Source organism: Filimonas zeae (assembly GCF_014641615.1).
Classification (GTDB): Bacteria; Bacteroidota; Bacteroidia; order Chitinophagales; family Chitinophagaceae; genus Filimonas; species Filimonas zeae.
Map to the genome: position 1 here is coordinate 1,554,711 of NZ_BMIB01000001.1, position 15,385 is coordinate 1,570,095.

Consider the following 15,385-nt stretch of genomic DNA (forward strand, 5'->3'; position numbering starts at 1 on the left):
TGGTACGCCTTACCGGTTGTGTTGGTTTATTCGCACTTGCGTTTCTTGATTATCAGTGTGTTGCGTGTGTTACGAAAACATTACCAATCAAGGGACGGGAATTGTTTTCTGTAACAGGTTTCTGTTTTTTAATGTATCCGGACGGGGTGAAGCCTGTTGTTTTTTTGAAATACTGATTAAAGGTGGATTTGGAGTTGAAGCCTGCTTCAAATGCCAGGGAAAGAATGGCGGGCTGTACGTGCTTTTGCCGGCATTTATCCAGCAGGGCCAGTACGGCGTTAATGCGGTAATCGTTCAGAAACTGATAAAAGGTTTTGCCAAGGTGTTGGTTGAGAGCCTCGGAAATATGGTGGCGGGGCAGTTTACTGAGAACAGACAGCTTTTCGAGCGTAAGATCGGAATCGGCATAGGCTTTCTGTTTTTCCATTACCTCGGTAAGGCGGGTAATGATGGCCTGCTGCTGGTGCAGTGCCAGTGTAAAGCGTTTGGCGTGTGCCGGTGCGGCGAAAGTTACAGCAGAAGACGTGGCGGCATCGGCAGCTACCGGCACGGCTGGTGTGCTTTGAAGGTTGTTAGCAGTTTCAGCAACTATGGCTATAACTGTTGTGCTGCCGTTTGTAGCTGCGGCAATTGGGGCAGCGGCCTGGCTGGTTAGTAGCAGCCCTGTTTCTGCACAGCTTTGCAGTGCGGGTACATTTTGCTCTTCTGTTACATCTGCTGCTTCGGTTTCGGCCAGCGGTGTAAGGCGGTAGCGGATAACGGCCAGGCTTATAGCTGTGGTGATGCTGTAGGCCAGTATGCGTATGGCGATATTAAACGAGTGATAGTTTTTGATGAGGTGTAAAGGGTTTACGATGCATATGAGGGAAAATGTAAGCAGCCCCATGAACAGGTATAACAGGCTGATACGTTTAATAAGAATGGACTCAGCCTTCCAGAAAGCGGGCAGGTGTCTGGCTTTGTGCAAGGCCATGAGCGGAAATGCAATCATGGTAATCATGATTACGTACTGGGTACTCTGGTTGTAGAGATACAGCAACTGATTGTACTGGTTAGAGCCGGTTACTATATGCAGCACTATGGCAAAGAATACCACAGAAGCCAGAAAAGCGGGGAGGAGCAGGTACCAGTGTTTGAGCGGATTGTAGCGACGGTTGGCTACTTTATTGGTATAAATCCACAACAGCGGACCGTAAGCCACATCGGTAAAAGAGTTGAAGGCTACTTTAATACCATCTGTTTCTGATACCGCGTAAATAACGAATTTGATACACAGGTGTATGCAGATACATACGAGTAAGAGATTGAGTATAGCTTCAGCCGGGCGTTTGCGGCGGTGTGCCGCATACATGGTAAGTGCCACCAGTGACTGAAAGGCGCCGATGATGATTATGTAGTTCATGTACGGCAAAGCTAGCAGGCGAATGTTACCTTATAATTAACACGCGCCTGCCTGGCTGTGTACCGGGGTTATTGTTTGGTAACTACTACTTTTTCCGTACCGGAGGTCGCGGTTGTTACCCTGAAAGAACGTTCTATCTGCTGTTTTCCGGAGCGTACAATAAATACGGGGCTGATTTCTTCTTCCTCTTTTATCAGGTGTATTGCCTTTTCAAAATGTGTATCTGTATAAGAGCCATTGTAAAGTACATCGCCTGCATCGTTTTTAATTACCAGGCGAAACTGTATACCTGCCGGGTTATCTATATTTACGCGGAAGATAACGGTACTGTTGGCATAGCTGACATATTCTACCGATACCTGCTTATCAGCCAGGGTAGCGGTTTCTTTTTTGTCGTTATAGGTTGCCGCATGGGCAACAGAAGGGAGTGTTGCGGAAGGAACAGATAGGGTAAGGGCTGCACCAATAATAAATTTCATCATATATTTCAAGAGTTTGAGTGGGTGGTTCAGTACTGCAAAACTATATGACAGATAGGAAGTTATAAATTACGCTTGCGTTAACTTTATGTATGTTACTGTTCACATACGGGCAATAAAAAAGGCCCGGCGCAGATGCCAGACCTCTTTCATATTTTGATTTGTGTGTGTGCTTATTGCTTTACTACCACTACTTCTTCAGTAGAGCTGCTGGTAGAGTTTACTTTAAAAGTGCGCTCAATTCTCTGAGAACCTACGCGGATGATGAAAGTAGGGTTCATTTCGCTGTCTTCTTTCAGCAGGTGAACTGCTTTAGAAAAGCTGGTATCGGAATAAGAGCCCTGATATAATACATCACCTGCTTCGTTTTTGATAATCAGGCTGAATTTCTGAGCGGTTGGGTTTTCAAATGCTACGCGGAAAACAACGCTGTTGTCGTTATAGCCTGTATAGGTAACAGATACCTGCTTTTCAGCAATGGCTACTGTTTCTTTGTCTTTGTTGTTGTTTGCTTTGCTGGTGTTAACCGATACCAGAGATACTAAAACCGCGATGACTGCACAATAAACTGTTTTCATAATGTTTCTTTTAGGGAGAAGCTTTGGGCGTGTTGCGCTTTTCGCTTCTTTCATGATACAAAAGTATATTGGCAATACAGGTATTGCAAACCATGTTTTGTGTGTTTTTATTATAGTCAAACCAGGTTGGTGTGGGTGTAAGTGGCTGGTATTTAGTTTGTTGCGATTCGTTTGGATATGATGCCCAGCGCTAAAAAAAGGTTGAAAAAAACCAGAAAGCAGGCTGTTTTTTATAAAAAAACGCTGTTTTGTTGAAATAATGTATCACCCGGGGTGAATAGTGAGGCTAATCTGTACAATGTGGCGAAGTGTGCTTATAACGGTTATGTCTTTCTAATAATCGAATCTTGCCCAGCTGCCTGTCCACGGAAAAGCCTCAGGAGCAAATGCGCCTTTGTAGGCAGCACTGTCTGAGGTTGGCCTGGCGGCAGGTGAGCTGGATGCGGGGCGGAAATCGGCCCAGTCCCATGGAGATATGAGCTGAATGGAATCGTTGTTTTCTGTATAGTTATGCAACCGTGATGGTGCTGTGAAACTGATGTTTGCGCCTGCGGTGATGAATTGAGTATTATCCAGATAGCCGAGGAAAAGAGAGTGTGTTATTGTAACATGATCTTTGGTTGTTATGGTATTACTGTGCCACTTTGCCTGGTAAAATGGTGGTGGGGCAGAGGCGAGGCCTATTACGGTAAGATGATCGAACGCTACGCCTGTGTTGCTGCTGCTTTTACCGTAAGCAGTTTTGGGCGGGTGTACTGCTGTAAAAGCGCTGTCTGCTGCACGGGGATGGGTAAGCGACAGAGAATAAGATAGCCGCCCGCTATAGCCCATTTTAGTGGAAAAAGCTTCCTGTACAGGACACAGGGATATGAGATGGCTGGCAGGGGTGTTGCCGCCCCGGAATTCAAAAGCATGGCTGCGCGGCCAGGCTGCTTCTACATAATCTATGGTTGTGCCGCTGCCCGTTCCGCAGAGGGTGAGTGCGCTTAACTGGTGGGGAATGCCGGCATACTCAATACGCGTATAGGTAATGGAGCCGGAATTGTCTGACAAAGTATTACCATATCTCCAGGCAGAATCTGATTGCAGTATTAGGCTGTCGGCTTTGTGGTTAAACATGGCAAGTGTGCGCAGAAGGGAGCTGCCTGCGTATTGGCCTCCTGCCTGGCCCAGCAACAAAATACCACCCCAATCACCCGGCGCGGGTTTGGAAGCATGTGAGGTGAATACTACCGGTTCTGCGGCCGTTCCGTTACATTCTATACGGGCGGCAGGCAATATAATAAGTGCGGCTGGTAATTGTGTGTTGTTTTCCGGTTTTATACATTCAATACGTACACCGGGTGCTATGGTAAGGGTACTGCCGTTAGCCACCCATACAATGCCTTCCAGGCGATAAAGGGTGTCTTTATGCAATGTGCGTGAACTATTTAGTATGCCGGATAAAGTGGCGGTACCTGCAAACGGTCTTCCTGAGCTTTGCAGCTTGTCTGCTTCCACTTCCTTTTCGCAGGAAAGAAAGCCTGTGCAGAGTAACAGAAGGAATAAGCAGCAGGTATTGGTTTTCATAGTGGTATTTTTTAATCGGTCATGAGTTGAATGGCAAGTGGTATCTGGTAAATAAATAATACGGCAACTACATCCATATCTGCCAGGTTATTTTTCAGGTAGTTGATTGCTTCAGACAGGTGTTTGCGAACGGCACGTGGCGTAATATGTAACTGATCGGCAATTTCACTTACAGAAAGGCCTTCTTCCTTACGCATCAGGAAAATTTTTCTTCTGCGAACGGGCATCTGTACAATTACCTGGTTAATCTGTTCCAGGTGTTGTGCCGTAACAATAGAAGGTTCTGCATGAGAAACAGTTTCCTGTGTTTGTTTTAAATGGAGAAAGTGCTTTTTTTCTGTAGCGGTTTTTCTGATGTTGTCTATCATCAGGTTTTTGGCGTAGCTGAATAAAAGTGGCAGTACTTCTTCCTCCGTGTTAATGTGATCCAGGTTAATCCAGAGTTTGATATAGCATTGCTGCATAATATCTTTAATATTACTATCTTCTGGTATAAATTTCTTTACATATGCGAAAAGCCTGTCACGGGTGCCGGTGTAAATGAAGTCGAATAGTTTTTCCCCTGTTGCCATATGCAAGGTAGCTTGAGTGCTTAAAATTCCTAAACATCCCGTTAAAAATAGAGCGTGAATACAAACATAACAATTACTTCATAGTTATTAAGTTTAATATGAAGTTTTTAATAAAGAATTTTATTTACAAACCTGACTTATGCGCCATTGTTTTCGACTGCTTTTGGTAATTAATATTGTTGTAGTATTATTTTCAACCGGTTGTAAATCTAAAAATGATGTAGTAGCTCCTGTACGGGATTCGCTGGGTAAAATTAACCAATGGATTTACGACAGTATGGGTTATTACTATTACTGGAGTAGTACCATGCCTGCACAGCCTGATTACAGTCTTGCTCCTCAGTTGTTTTTTACTTCATTACAGCATAAAGATGATCGTTTTTCTTCTATTACTAACCGTGCAGATATTGGCGGAAAGAAGAGTACCTTTTCTTATTATGGTTTTCATTATTCTATAGTGCGCCATAGTGTATCAGGTGCTTATATAGGTGTAGTTACCTATGCTGCCGCAGAAACCCCGGCTTACCGCGCAGGGCTGAGAAGGGGAGTTTATTTTACAGCGGTGGACGACAGTACTTTATCGGCAGAAAGTATCACCTGGGCCAACGAGCGGTTGTCGTCGGGCAAAACCGTTGGTATTACCCCGGCTACCTGGCAGAACAACGCCTGGGTAAAAGAGGAACCTGTAAGTTTTGCCAGTTCTTATATTGATGAAAATCCGGTGGTATTAACCAAATACTTTTCACATAACGGGGTTAAAACGGGGTATTTGTTTTACAACCATTTTGTGGAAGGGTATGATGTATTGTTGCTGGATGCTTTTGCGAAGCTGAAGCAGGAAAATGTGCAGGAGTGTATTATAGATTTGCGTTATAACCCGGGTGGCAGTGTAGCCAGCTGCGCCAAAATGCTGGGTATGCTGACTACTGTTACGGAAAACAGCGTATTTGGAATATTTGTGGGTAATGCAGGCTGGGGCAGGCAGGTATATAATATGAGCCGTATATTAAAAACCTCTACTTCTGCATCCGGAGCTACTGTTCCGGAATTAGCAGCGCACCGTTTGAATCTGAAACGGGTATTTATTCTTACTTCACGGGCTACTGCTTCTGCGGCAGAGCTGCTGGTTAATAATCTGAAACCTTATTTGCCGGTGGTGCAGCTGGGGGATACTACTATGGGGAAAGATGAGGCGGGTTTTCAGGTAGCTGACCCCCGTAATCCGCGACAGGTGGAGTGGGTGCTGCAGGTGATTGTATATAAATTACTGAATTCGGCGGGTAATGGCAGTTACCATACGGGCATAGTTCCGGCCAGGCTGGTAAGCGAACTTTCTGCCTTTCCGCTGGCTGCTATTGGGGCAGCAGATGATCCGTTGATTGCAGAGGCGCTTATGCAGATTTATGGTTCGCATACTATTGAGGAAGGGCTTTTACGCAGGAAGAAAACGCCCGTTTACCCTGTGTATGTATCTTCTGGTGCAGATGCGGCAGGTGCGCCGGTGGTACAGATAGACAGGCCACATTAACTTAATGTTAAGCCGTGTTTCGCAGGTTCCGCTTTTTTCCCTCTTTACGTGATAGTATTGCAATGGATAAACAGCTTCTTCAAAAGTATTTTGCCGGCACCTGTAACCCGGAAGAGCAGATAAGGGTGATTGACTACCTGAGTGACAGGCAATCTGATATGTTGCTGCTGCGCGGGTTAATGGATGATGCGGAAAGGGATACAGAAGCGGAGATGATGCCCTTTGCTGTAGAGAATGAATTGAGCAAACAGTTACGCAGGTATGTGTTTTTAAACGGGGCTTTTGTACGTAGACTGTGGCAAACTACTGCCGCTGCCGCTGTTTTGCTACCATTGTTTTTTGCCTGGCAGTATTTTGCGCGCAGAACAGAATTTAAAAATGCAGCGGTGGCTAAAGCCCCTGCTGTGGTAGATAGTTCCTGGAAAGTAGTATTTAATAACGGCCGCTCCACACGCCGTGCCGTGTTGCCCGATGGTACACAGGTATGGTTAACGGCACATAGCCGTATACAGTATCAGCCGTTGCAATATGGCGTAAACAACCGCCGCCTGAAACTGGAAGGGGAAGCATTTTTTGATGTGGTTGAGGATGCGCAGAAGCCTTTTGTGGTATACCACGGAACTATTGCTACAGAGGTATTGGGCACTGCGTTTAATGTGGAAGCCTATACTGATGAAGCTGCAATAAGAGTATCGCTGGTAAGTGGTAAAGTACGTGTTGTACCCGTGCAAAACAAATACGGTACAGCGGCGCTGAAAGTGCTGAAGCCCGGACAGGTGCTGAGTTTTCATAAAAAAGATGGCAGTTTTAAAATAAAACAGCTGGTAGTAAAAGATGCAGCAATCTGGAAAAAAGGCATGCTGGTAATGAATGATGTGTCTTTAAAAGATGCGCTGCAAAGGGTTGAGCGCAAATACGGGCTTGTTGTAAAATATCCTGAAAAAATTGATATAGATAAAATGCGTGTAACGGCTGTGTTTAAAGCCGGAGATGCATCACAGATTATTCAGAATCTACTGTTCGTGCATAACCTTCATTTCACCATTCACAATGATGTGGTAACTGTTTATTAATTATTAAATAAAAGAAACTAAAGCTTTATGGCCGTTTTTGAAAAGGGTTTTCTCTCTGTGAAGGGGTGGAAAGGGCTACTTGTCTTGGTATGTATATGGGTATGTGGTAACAGCGCCTGGGCGCAAAGTGGATGGGCTTCCTTAAAAGAAAAGGTTTCGGGTAATTTTTATCATACAAATGTGGCCACTGTGCTGCAGTCGTTACAGGAACAGACTTCCTATACGTTTACGTTTGATAACGGCTTAATGCAGGGGGTGGTAGTGGATTCTCTGGTGGTTAAAAACGGTACGCTGGGTGGAATACTACAACAGCTACACGATAGATCGGGGTTGCTGTTTTCACTGATGCCGAATAAAAATATTGGTGTGCAGAAAGGAAAAGAAGCGATGAAACAAAAACATGTAACCGGTCAGGTACTGGATCAGAAATCGGGGTTGCCGGTAGGCGGAGCTACGGTATCGGCCGGTGAGGTAAAGCAGGCTACGGATCTGGAGGGAAAGTTTTCTTTGCCGCTGAAGCCTGGGAAGTATATTGTTGAGATTTCTTTTATAGGTTATCAAGGTAAAAGAATTACGGATGTGGTGGTTGAAGCCGATGATGCTATTATTAATCTGGATGTGCTGCTGACACCGCAGGCCGGTACTTTATCGGGTGTAATGGTGTCTGCCGGTATGCGTAAAGAGAGTGTTGCGGCTTTATATGTGAAGCAGAAGAATAATGTGGCTATCAGTGATGGCATCAGTGCCGAACAGATACGTGCTACGGCTGATAACAACGCAGCTCAGGTGCTGAAAAGAGTAAGTGGGGTGGTGGTACAGAACGATAAGTTTATTACTATCCGTGGCATGAGTGATCGTTATAACAACGTATTGATTAACGGTGCTATGCTACCCAGTACAGAACCTAACCGCCGCAACTTTAGTTTTGATATTGTGCCGAGTGCATCTATTGATAATATTGTGATTAACAAAACGGCTTCTCCGGATATGCCGAGTGAGTTTTCGGGTGGCTTTGTACAAATCAATACCCGGGATGTGCCTGTGCGTAACTTTCTGGATGTAACTATTGGTTCGGGATTTAACGCTGCTTCCAGCGGACAGATGATGATGGATCATAAGCGTTTGGGAAGTGATTATCTGGGTGCAAAAGGAAAAGATCGTACCTGGTATGGTACTATATTACAGGGGGCACCTTATATAAAAGCGCTTTATAGCGATGATCTGGATTATACCGCCAAAGTAGGCAGCCAGATTCCTAACCGGTGGAAGTATTACCAATATGGGTATGCGCCGGTTCAGAACTATCAGCTGGCAGGCGGAATGATATTCAGGTTAAAGCATAATTCCTCGCTGGGGTTTACGAGTGGCGCTACTTATCGTAACGAACAGTTTGTGGAAAAAGGGGAAAAACGTAATATCTCTAATGCAGATTATAGAACTGAACGCTACCGTTTTACAACTACTATTGGAGGTATTGCTAACCTTGCTTTTAAAACGGCTAATCACAAGCTGGCGTTTAAAAACCTGTATAACCGCAGATTCAGCAGCCAGTTTGATTATGATAATGGCAGAGATTTTAATACCAGTGACTTTGTAAGAAACACCACTTCTAATGTACTTGTAAACGAAATTATACTGAACAGACTGGAGGGGGAACATATAATTGGCAGAAATCTGTTTCGTGTAGACTGGTTTGCCGATGTAAACAGGCTTACCCGCGATCAGCCCGATACCAGATACATCAGAGGTGTTAACAGGGATGAGGAGGCTAACTATTCTTATAATTTTAAAGAGCGGCCCATTATATGGGGGGCCTTGTTTGCCTCTGCATTAAAAGAGACACGCAAAAATGCGGGGGTAAATGTAAGTGTGCCTTTTTCTATACTGAAGAATGCGCAGCAGATTAAAGCAGGTTATTCCTTTTCAGATAGAAAAGCAGATTATAATGGCACTGGTTTTCGTGTACTGGACGTGGCAACGGATGGTATATGGGCCACTAAACAGGTGGGATTGCCCTATGATGTTATTGTATCTCAACAGAATTTACTGGCAAAGCATCTTACTTATTATCCTACCTATAATACGAATGATAATTCAACAGGAGATGGATATAGTGGTGAACAGAAGCTGGATGGCGTTTATGTAATGGGCGACTTCAGGATAATGCAGCAACTGCGTATTACCGGCGGATTGCGTTATGAAAATAACCGGATAAAAATGAATACGGCCTATATGCTGAAGTCTGGTGCTGATTCTGTTACTACAGGAAACCTGCCGGCTGAGAAAAGCTGGTTGCCCTCTGTAAACCTGATTTATAATATAAGCCCAAAGATGAATTTCCGGGCTTCTTACGGAGAAACATTGGCCAGACCTGATTTTGTAGAGCGCTCTCCATTTATTTATTATGATTTTCCTGAGCAGTTGTTTGTATATGGCAACTACGGTATTAAAACTACCACCGTTAAAAATTATGATGCGCGGATTGAATACTATCCTTCGGGAAGTGAGGTTGCTTCTGTGTCGTTCTTTTACAAGGATTTTACTAATCCGGTAGAGCGGTTTTTTATACAAGGTAATCCTTCTAACAGTGTTGAGTATGCTAATCTGGATAAAGCGTATGTGAGGGGTGTAGAGGTGGATATCAGAAAATCGCTTTCTTTTATAGGGGAAGGCAGCTTTTTGCGGAACCTGTATGTGAGCGGTAATTTCAGCTATCTGAAAGGAAGAATTGAAACCTATGCTGAAAGATTGGATACTCCTACCAATCAGATGAAAAGAGTAAAGGTGGAAAGCGACAGGCCGGTGCAGGGTTTATCTCCTTATGTATTGAATCTGGGTTTGAATTATCAATCGAAGATTGCTGGTTTCAATATCGGATACAACAGATTTGGTCGTCGTATTATATATGGAGGAACTCAGGAAGGGCTGGTGCAATATGAAAATCCGAGAGATGTGCTGGATCTGCAGCTGAACTTCTGGTTGGTTAAACAGAAGATGGAACTGCGCCTGAATGCTGCTGATATTCTTAACCAGCCGTTTATTATTTACAGCAATGCAACCAATGATGCTAATGGTGGTTCCAGTGCACCTAATACAGACCCCCAGGGAATACAATTTAATCCGGATGTTGATTTTGTTAATTATAAAGTAAAAAGAGGGGCCAACTACAGTTTTGTGCTCACCTATAAGTTTTAAAAAGGATGATAGGGCATATATAAGTTTCAAAAATTAAAAACACACTTATGAACAAATTCACTATGGGCCTGGCAGCGATTGTTGCCTTAAGCTCCGTTGCCTGTAAGAAAAACATGGACCAGGCTGTTAATGATCGTTCTTTAACTGCTGAGCCAACCTACCTGGGCGTTGACACGCTGAGAGGTGTTATTGCCACTGACCGTACTTTATCTAAAGACACACTTTACCGTCTTGATGGTAAAGTGTTTGTGGCTAAAGGTAAAACCCTGACTATTCCTGCCGGTACCTGGATTAAGGGTATTAAAAAGACTACCGCGGTTGATGCTTCTGCCCTGATTGTATTAAGAGGTGCTAAAGTAAGAGCTAACGGTGCTGCTACTAACCCTGTTGTATTTACTTCTAACGAAGCAGTTCCTGCTCCTGGTGACTGGGGTGGTGTTGTACTGTTAGGCAGAGCACTGGTTAACAAAAGCAATCCTTTAATTGAAGGTATTGATGCTTCTCTGACACTGCCTGTAGGTAGCGGTCTTACGCTGGACTCTCTGCGTTATGGTGGTACTACTACTGCTGACAACTCTGGTGTTATTAACTACGCCAGAATTGAGTATGCAGGTGCTTCTATTTCTGCAAACAATGAACTGAATGGTCTTACCTGCGGTGGTGTAGGTAGCGCTACTGTTCTTACTAACATTCAGGTTTCTTATGGCAGAGATGATGCCTTCGAATTCTTTGGTGGTTCTGTAAATGGTTTCCACCTGGTTGCTCTGGGTGCTGATGACGATTCTTACGATACTGACTTTGGTTATAGCGGTACTATCTCTTATTCACTGTCAGTTCTGAATCCTAACAAGAGTGCTTATTCATCTGATCCTAACGGTATCGAAGCTGATAACGACGGTTCAGGTTCATTTGATACTCCACAGTCATTCCCTAAATTCAACCACGTAACTATTCTGGGTATCAGAGATACTGCTACTGCAACTGCTAAAGGCTTCCTGAACGGTGCCCGCTTCCGCAGAAGAACTAACCTGACCGTAACTAACTCTATTTTCCAGGGCTTCCCTAACGGTGCAAGATTCGAGAGCAACTTTACAAGAGATACTGCTTCTCTGAACTTTACTCACAACCTGGTTCAGGGTTACAGAACTTCTTTCCTGGACGTAACCTCACTGCCTGCTACCAATACCACTTTCCTGAATGGTGGCTATGATAGCGTTAAGCTGGTTAGCCCATGGGATTATACTGATTTCAGACCTGTTTCCGGTACTCCTGCTGCTACCAGCGGCAATGATGCTACTGGTTACCGTGGTGCGTTCCATCCTACTCAGGCTCAGTGGACTGCAAACTGGACAAGGTTTGATTACGTTGTTAACTTCTAGTTTTTTGATGTACTTATCATCCTTTGAAAAAGTAAAAGGCACACGAAAGTGTGCCTTTTATTAAAACTGTTGCCGGGGCGAGGTTTATGTATGTTTTCCATTTCAGTTTTTTGAGACAGAGGTTTATCGAAATTATAATTATATGTTGTTGAAATTAAGAAGTGCTTTTGTTTTAGCTTTTGTATTGTTTTTTTGTGCGGGATGCAGTAAAGGAATTGAGGTGGAAGAAACTGCACGCATTAATTTTCGCGTGGCTGCTGTTACGGCTGAGCCTATGAGTTTTCAGTTTAGTTTAAATGGCAACATCGATAGATTACTGACTCCTTCAATCAGTAATCTGATTGTGCCTGTTACGGTTCCCTATAGGGATAGTATAACCATTCCTGTGAAAATAGAACAGCTGCCTTTACAAAGAGCAGTGGCGAATATAAATTTTAAGCCTGAGGCTGGTAAAAAGGTTACACACCTACTTACTGTTTTTCAGGCAAAAGCCGGTAATGTACCTTTTCTTGTGTTACCTGATAGTGTATCCTTACCAGGTTTAGGATATACAAAGCTTCAGTTTACTTATAGCGACGAGGCCTGGCCGGAGCGTATAAAAGTAAGGCTCTATACTTCTGCTTCTTCTGCAGTTTCAGATAGCTGTATGATACATAAATACCAGTTTTCTAACTGGGCTACCGTTGTTTATAAAAGGTTAGTGGATGTGTATTATGATGTAACGGATGTGTCTACAGATGAAATACTTGTTTCGCGCCGCTTTGCTCCCTTAACATTTAATAGTATGTCTGAAGATTACAATATTTATCAGCTGGCTAAATCCGGAGAGACTGTTTCTTTTACTGCGTTGTATTGATTTTTGTATAAACCCGCTTTTACTTAATAAAATTACTGATGAAAAAGAGTTTTTTAACTGCCTTTTACCTGTTCCTGATAGTATGTTCAGGAAGCGTTGTTAACGGTCAGGTAACTACACATTTTACGGAAATACTTGTACCGAAGTACATGTATGGAAATGGATTTATCGGAGGGAGTGTAATACCCTATGTGTTCCGTGCAAAGCTGGGTGGGTTACAGGCTGGTGGTGCTTATTCTTATGATGTTTCGCTGATTCCCGATTATCAGGATGTGTCTGATCCAAACGCAGGGTCGGCTAATTATCTGATAAAAGAGAACGGGTTATATGTATTGCCATATGAAACGATGAAAGGAAAGTTTACGGCAGATGCAAACGGGGAATATACAGACTGGTTTGTTGTTATTTCCAGCTCATACATGTCTATGGAAGATACAGATATAAGATTGCAGATAAACGTGAGCGGCGCCGGAAATACGAATCTGGAAACGGTATTTTATAGCAGCAGTCTGGTAAGATGTAAAAATTTTGGTTCGGCCGATAATGGCGGTACAGCTATCAGAAGTACTGCTGCTGCCGGAGCAAAGGCTGGTAATTTTGTAATGCTGTATGATTCTGATGACGTAACAGCAAGACCCGTTTCAGGTGCTATTATAGAAAATGACGGATTTGATACGAGAAATCCTGAATATGAATCTTTTCTGCTTTTTGCTGGTTTTTATAAAGCCAGTGTAGAAGGAGTAGATAAGGCATGGGCAGCTCTTGTGCCTAACACAAACGCCAATGGTATCCGTAATATTGTTCAGTACAATGTGGATGGATCTGTTGCTGGTAACAGCAGTTCTGCTGACGGCAAATGGGCCGGACTGAACGGAACTGTAGTGAATACCGTAGACCCGAGAGGTGGTGAAGGCGATGAGCTTATTGTATTAGATGGATCTGTTGTTACTATTGCGCCTCCCCGGCAGCAGCCGGCGCTGGCTTTTGCCGCACCGGTGCCTGCTGAGGTATTTACGGGTGATAAAGATTTTTCTGTATCAGTAACCAGTAAGTCGGACGGTGCTATTACCTGGTTATCCGGCAATACAGCGGTGGTTACGGTGGATAATTCGGGTATGGTACATGTAGCCGGACCGGGAGTAGCTGAAATTTCAGCTATTCAGGCAGAGAATGCATTTTATTTTGCAGACACTGTTAAAGCAACTATTACAGTAAAGGTGCCCAGGTCTGAGCCTGTGCTGAGTTTTCCGGCTTCTTTTCCTACAACGGTAATTATAGGTTCGGCAGATTTTGATGCAGGTGTAACCAGTACCTCTTCTGCTGCTATTGAATACAGCAGTTCCAATGCGGCAGTAATAACTGTTGATGGTAATGGTGTTATACATATTGCAGGTGTGGGTTCAGCTGTTATTACAGCTTCGCAGCAAGAGAATGCTGATTTTAAAGCTGGTTCTGTTTCTAAAACGCTTACAGTAGTTGACAAGCAGGTGCCGGTAGTAAGCTTCCAGCCTTTTTCTGTTAAGATATATGGCGATGCTGACCTGGTACCACTAGCCAGCGCTACTTCGGCTGTAACTCCGATTTACTCTACCAGTAATCCTGCTGTTGCGCAGGTAGTGGATGGTAAGATTAAAATTACCGGCGCCGGTACTGCTGATATTAAAGCGTTGTTTACTGGAACCGCCAGCTATTCAGAAATTACTGCTACGCAAATGCTGACTGTACAGAAAAAAGCGTTAACCATTATTGCTGAAGATAAAACCAGAAAGCAGGAGGTTGCTAATCCTCAACTGACAGTAAAATATCAGGGGTTTGTAAACGGTGATACTAATACCAACGCCCTACAGGAGCAACCGGTAGTAACTACTACTGCCGTTACCGGTTCTGCACCGGGTGTTTACCCTATTAACGTAGCCGGAGCTGTTTCCGCTAACTACAGTATTTCCTATGTACCCGGCAATCTTACTGTTGAGTTGGTAATGAAGGACAATGTGATCTCTTTCCCCAATATCTCTGTTAAAGATTACGGACAGGCAGAATTTGAATCACTTGCTACTGCCACTTCCGGTTTACCTGTAACACTTGCCAGCAGTAATACGGATGTGGCTGTTATTGTGGGCTCTAAAATCAGAATTACGGGTGCAGGCACTGCTACTATAACAGCGATCCAGCCTGGTAATATCAGCTATGTAGCGGCAGAACCGGTTGTGCAAACGCTTACTGTAAGAAAGGCATTTCTGGTTATTGCGCCTGTAGATACTTTTAAAGTACAGGGTACAACTAACCCGGTGTTTCGTGCCAGGTATACCGGCTTTGTTAACGGAGATAATGCTTCTGTTCTTTCTACGCAACCAGCTATCAGTACTTCCGCTTTAACGGTATCACCTGCTGGTATTTATGAACTTGTTGCGGGTGGTGCTGCAGCTGCTAACTACGATATAGTTTATAACAAAGGAGTATTTACTATTAATTCTGCCAACGGTGGCGGGCAGGACGAGTTACTGTCTTATTGTGATGCACCTGGTCAGTTAAAAATAACTGTAAATGTACAGGCTGCTGCCAAAGTATCTATTCAGTTGTTTGATGCAGCAGGTAAAAAAGTGTTGGATATGCCGGTTAACCTGTCTAAGGGCTTTAATACTTATCACATCAACGTAAGCAGACTTATGCCAGGTGTGTATCCATTGCGTGTGGCAGGTGGCAGTCTTATCTTAAAATCCAAAGCGGTAGTACGTTAATACATCAAGTGATTAA

General features: G+C 43.8%; 11 protein-coding genes. 6 read left to right on the forward strand and 5 right to left on the reverse strand.

The genetic code is table 11. From position 1 onward, the window contains the following. Positions 1–52: 52 nt before the first annotated feature. The 5 genes from IEY13_RS06200 to IEY13_RS06220 form a co-directional block, all read right to left on the reverse strand. Positions 53–1,402, reverse strand: coding sequence for a helix-turn-helix domain-containing protein (locus tag IEY13_RS06200; RefSeq protein ID WP_188951062.1), 1,350 nt, complete (start codon positions 1,400–1,402; stop codon positions 53–55). 68 nt (positions 1,403–1,470) lie between these two features. Beyond that, positions 1,471–1,884 (reverse strand): hypothetical protein, encoded by a 414-nt coding sequence (locus tag IEY13_RS06205; protein ID WP_188951063.1) that lies wholly within the window; start codon positions 1,882–1,884, stop codon positions 1,471–1,473. Positions 1,885–2,054: 170 nt separating this feature from the next. Next, positions 2,055–2,459 (reverse strand): hypothetical protein, encoded by a 405-nt coding sequence (locus IEY13_RS06210; RefSeq protein ID WP_188951064.1) that lies wholly within the window; start codon positions 2,457–2,459, stop codon positions 2,055–2,057. Between the two features lie 333 nt (positions 2,460–2,792). Continuing rightward, positions 2,793–4,028 carry a beta-helix domain-containing protein gene (locus IEY13_RS06215; protein ID WP_188951065.1) on the reverse strand — a complete coding sequence of 412 codons (1,236 nt, stop codon included), beginning with the start codon at positions 4,026–4,028 and terminating at the stop codon, positions 2,793–2,795. A gap of 11 nt (positions 4,029–4,039) precedes the next feature. Beyond that, a complete protein-coding gene (locus tag IEY13_RS06220; RefSeq protein ID WP_188951066.1) occupies positions 4,040–4,600 on the reverse strand; it encodes an RNA polymerase sigma factor in 561 nt (186 codons plus the stop codon). A 139-nt stretch (positions 4,601–4,739) separates the two neighbouring features. Between IEY13_RS06220 and IEY13_RS06225 the strand changes: the two genes are divergently transcribed. The 6 genes from IEY13_RS06225 to IEY13_RS06250 all read left to right on the forward strand — a co-directional run bounded on the left by IEY13_RS06225 (position 4,740) and on the right by IEY13_RS06250 (position 15,369). Continuing rightward, positions 4,740–6,128 carry a S41 family peptidase gene (locus IEY13_RS06225; RefSeq protein ID WP_188951067.1) on the forward strand — a complete coding sequence of 463 codons (1,389 nt, stop codon included), beginning with the start codon at positions 4,740–4,742 and terminating at the stop codon, positions 6,126–6,128. Positions 6,129–6,190: 62 nt separating this feature from the next. Next, complete coding sequence (locus IEY13_RS06230) at positions 6,191–7,201, forward strand: FecR family protein (protein ID WP_188951068.1); 1,011 nt, start codon at positions 6,191–6,193, stop codon at positions 7,199–7,201. Positions 7,202–7,228: 27 nt separating this feature from the next. Beyond that, positions 7,229–10,396 carry a TonB-dependent receptor domain-containing protein gene (locus IEY13_RS06235; RefSeq protein WP_188951069.1) on the forward strand — a complete coding sequence of 1,056 codons (3,168 nt, stop codon included), beginning with the start codon at positions 7,229–7,231 and terminating at the stop codon, positions 10,394–10,396. Positions 10,397–10,443: 47 nt separating this feature from the next. After that, positions 10,444–11,775: a beta-helix domain-containing protein gene (locus IEY13_RS06240; RefSeq protein WP_188951070.1), complete on the forward strand. Its 1,332-nt coding sequence runs from the start codon at positions 10,444–10,446 to the stop codon at positions 11,773–11,775. Between the two features lie 142 nt (positions 11,776–11,917). Then, positions 11,918–12,631: a hypothetical protein gene (locus tag IEY13_RS06245; protein WP_188951071.1), complete on the forward strand. Its 714-nt coding sequence runs from the start codon at positions 11,918–11,920 to the stop codon at positions 12,629–12,631. Positions 12,632–12,669: 38 nt separating this feature from the next. Further along, positions 12,670–15,369, forward strand: coding sequence for an MBG domain-containing protein (locus tag IEY13_RS06250; RefSeq protein ID WP_188951072.1), 2,700 nt, complete (start codon positions 12,670–12,672; stop codon positions 15,367–15,369). Positions 15,370–15,385 lie beyond the last annotated feature (16 nt).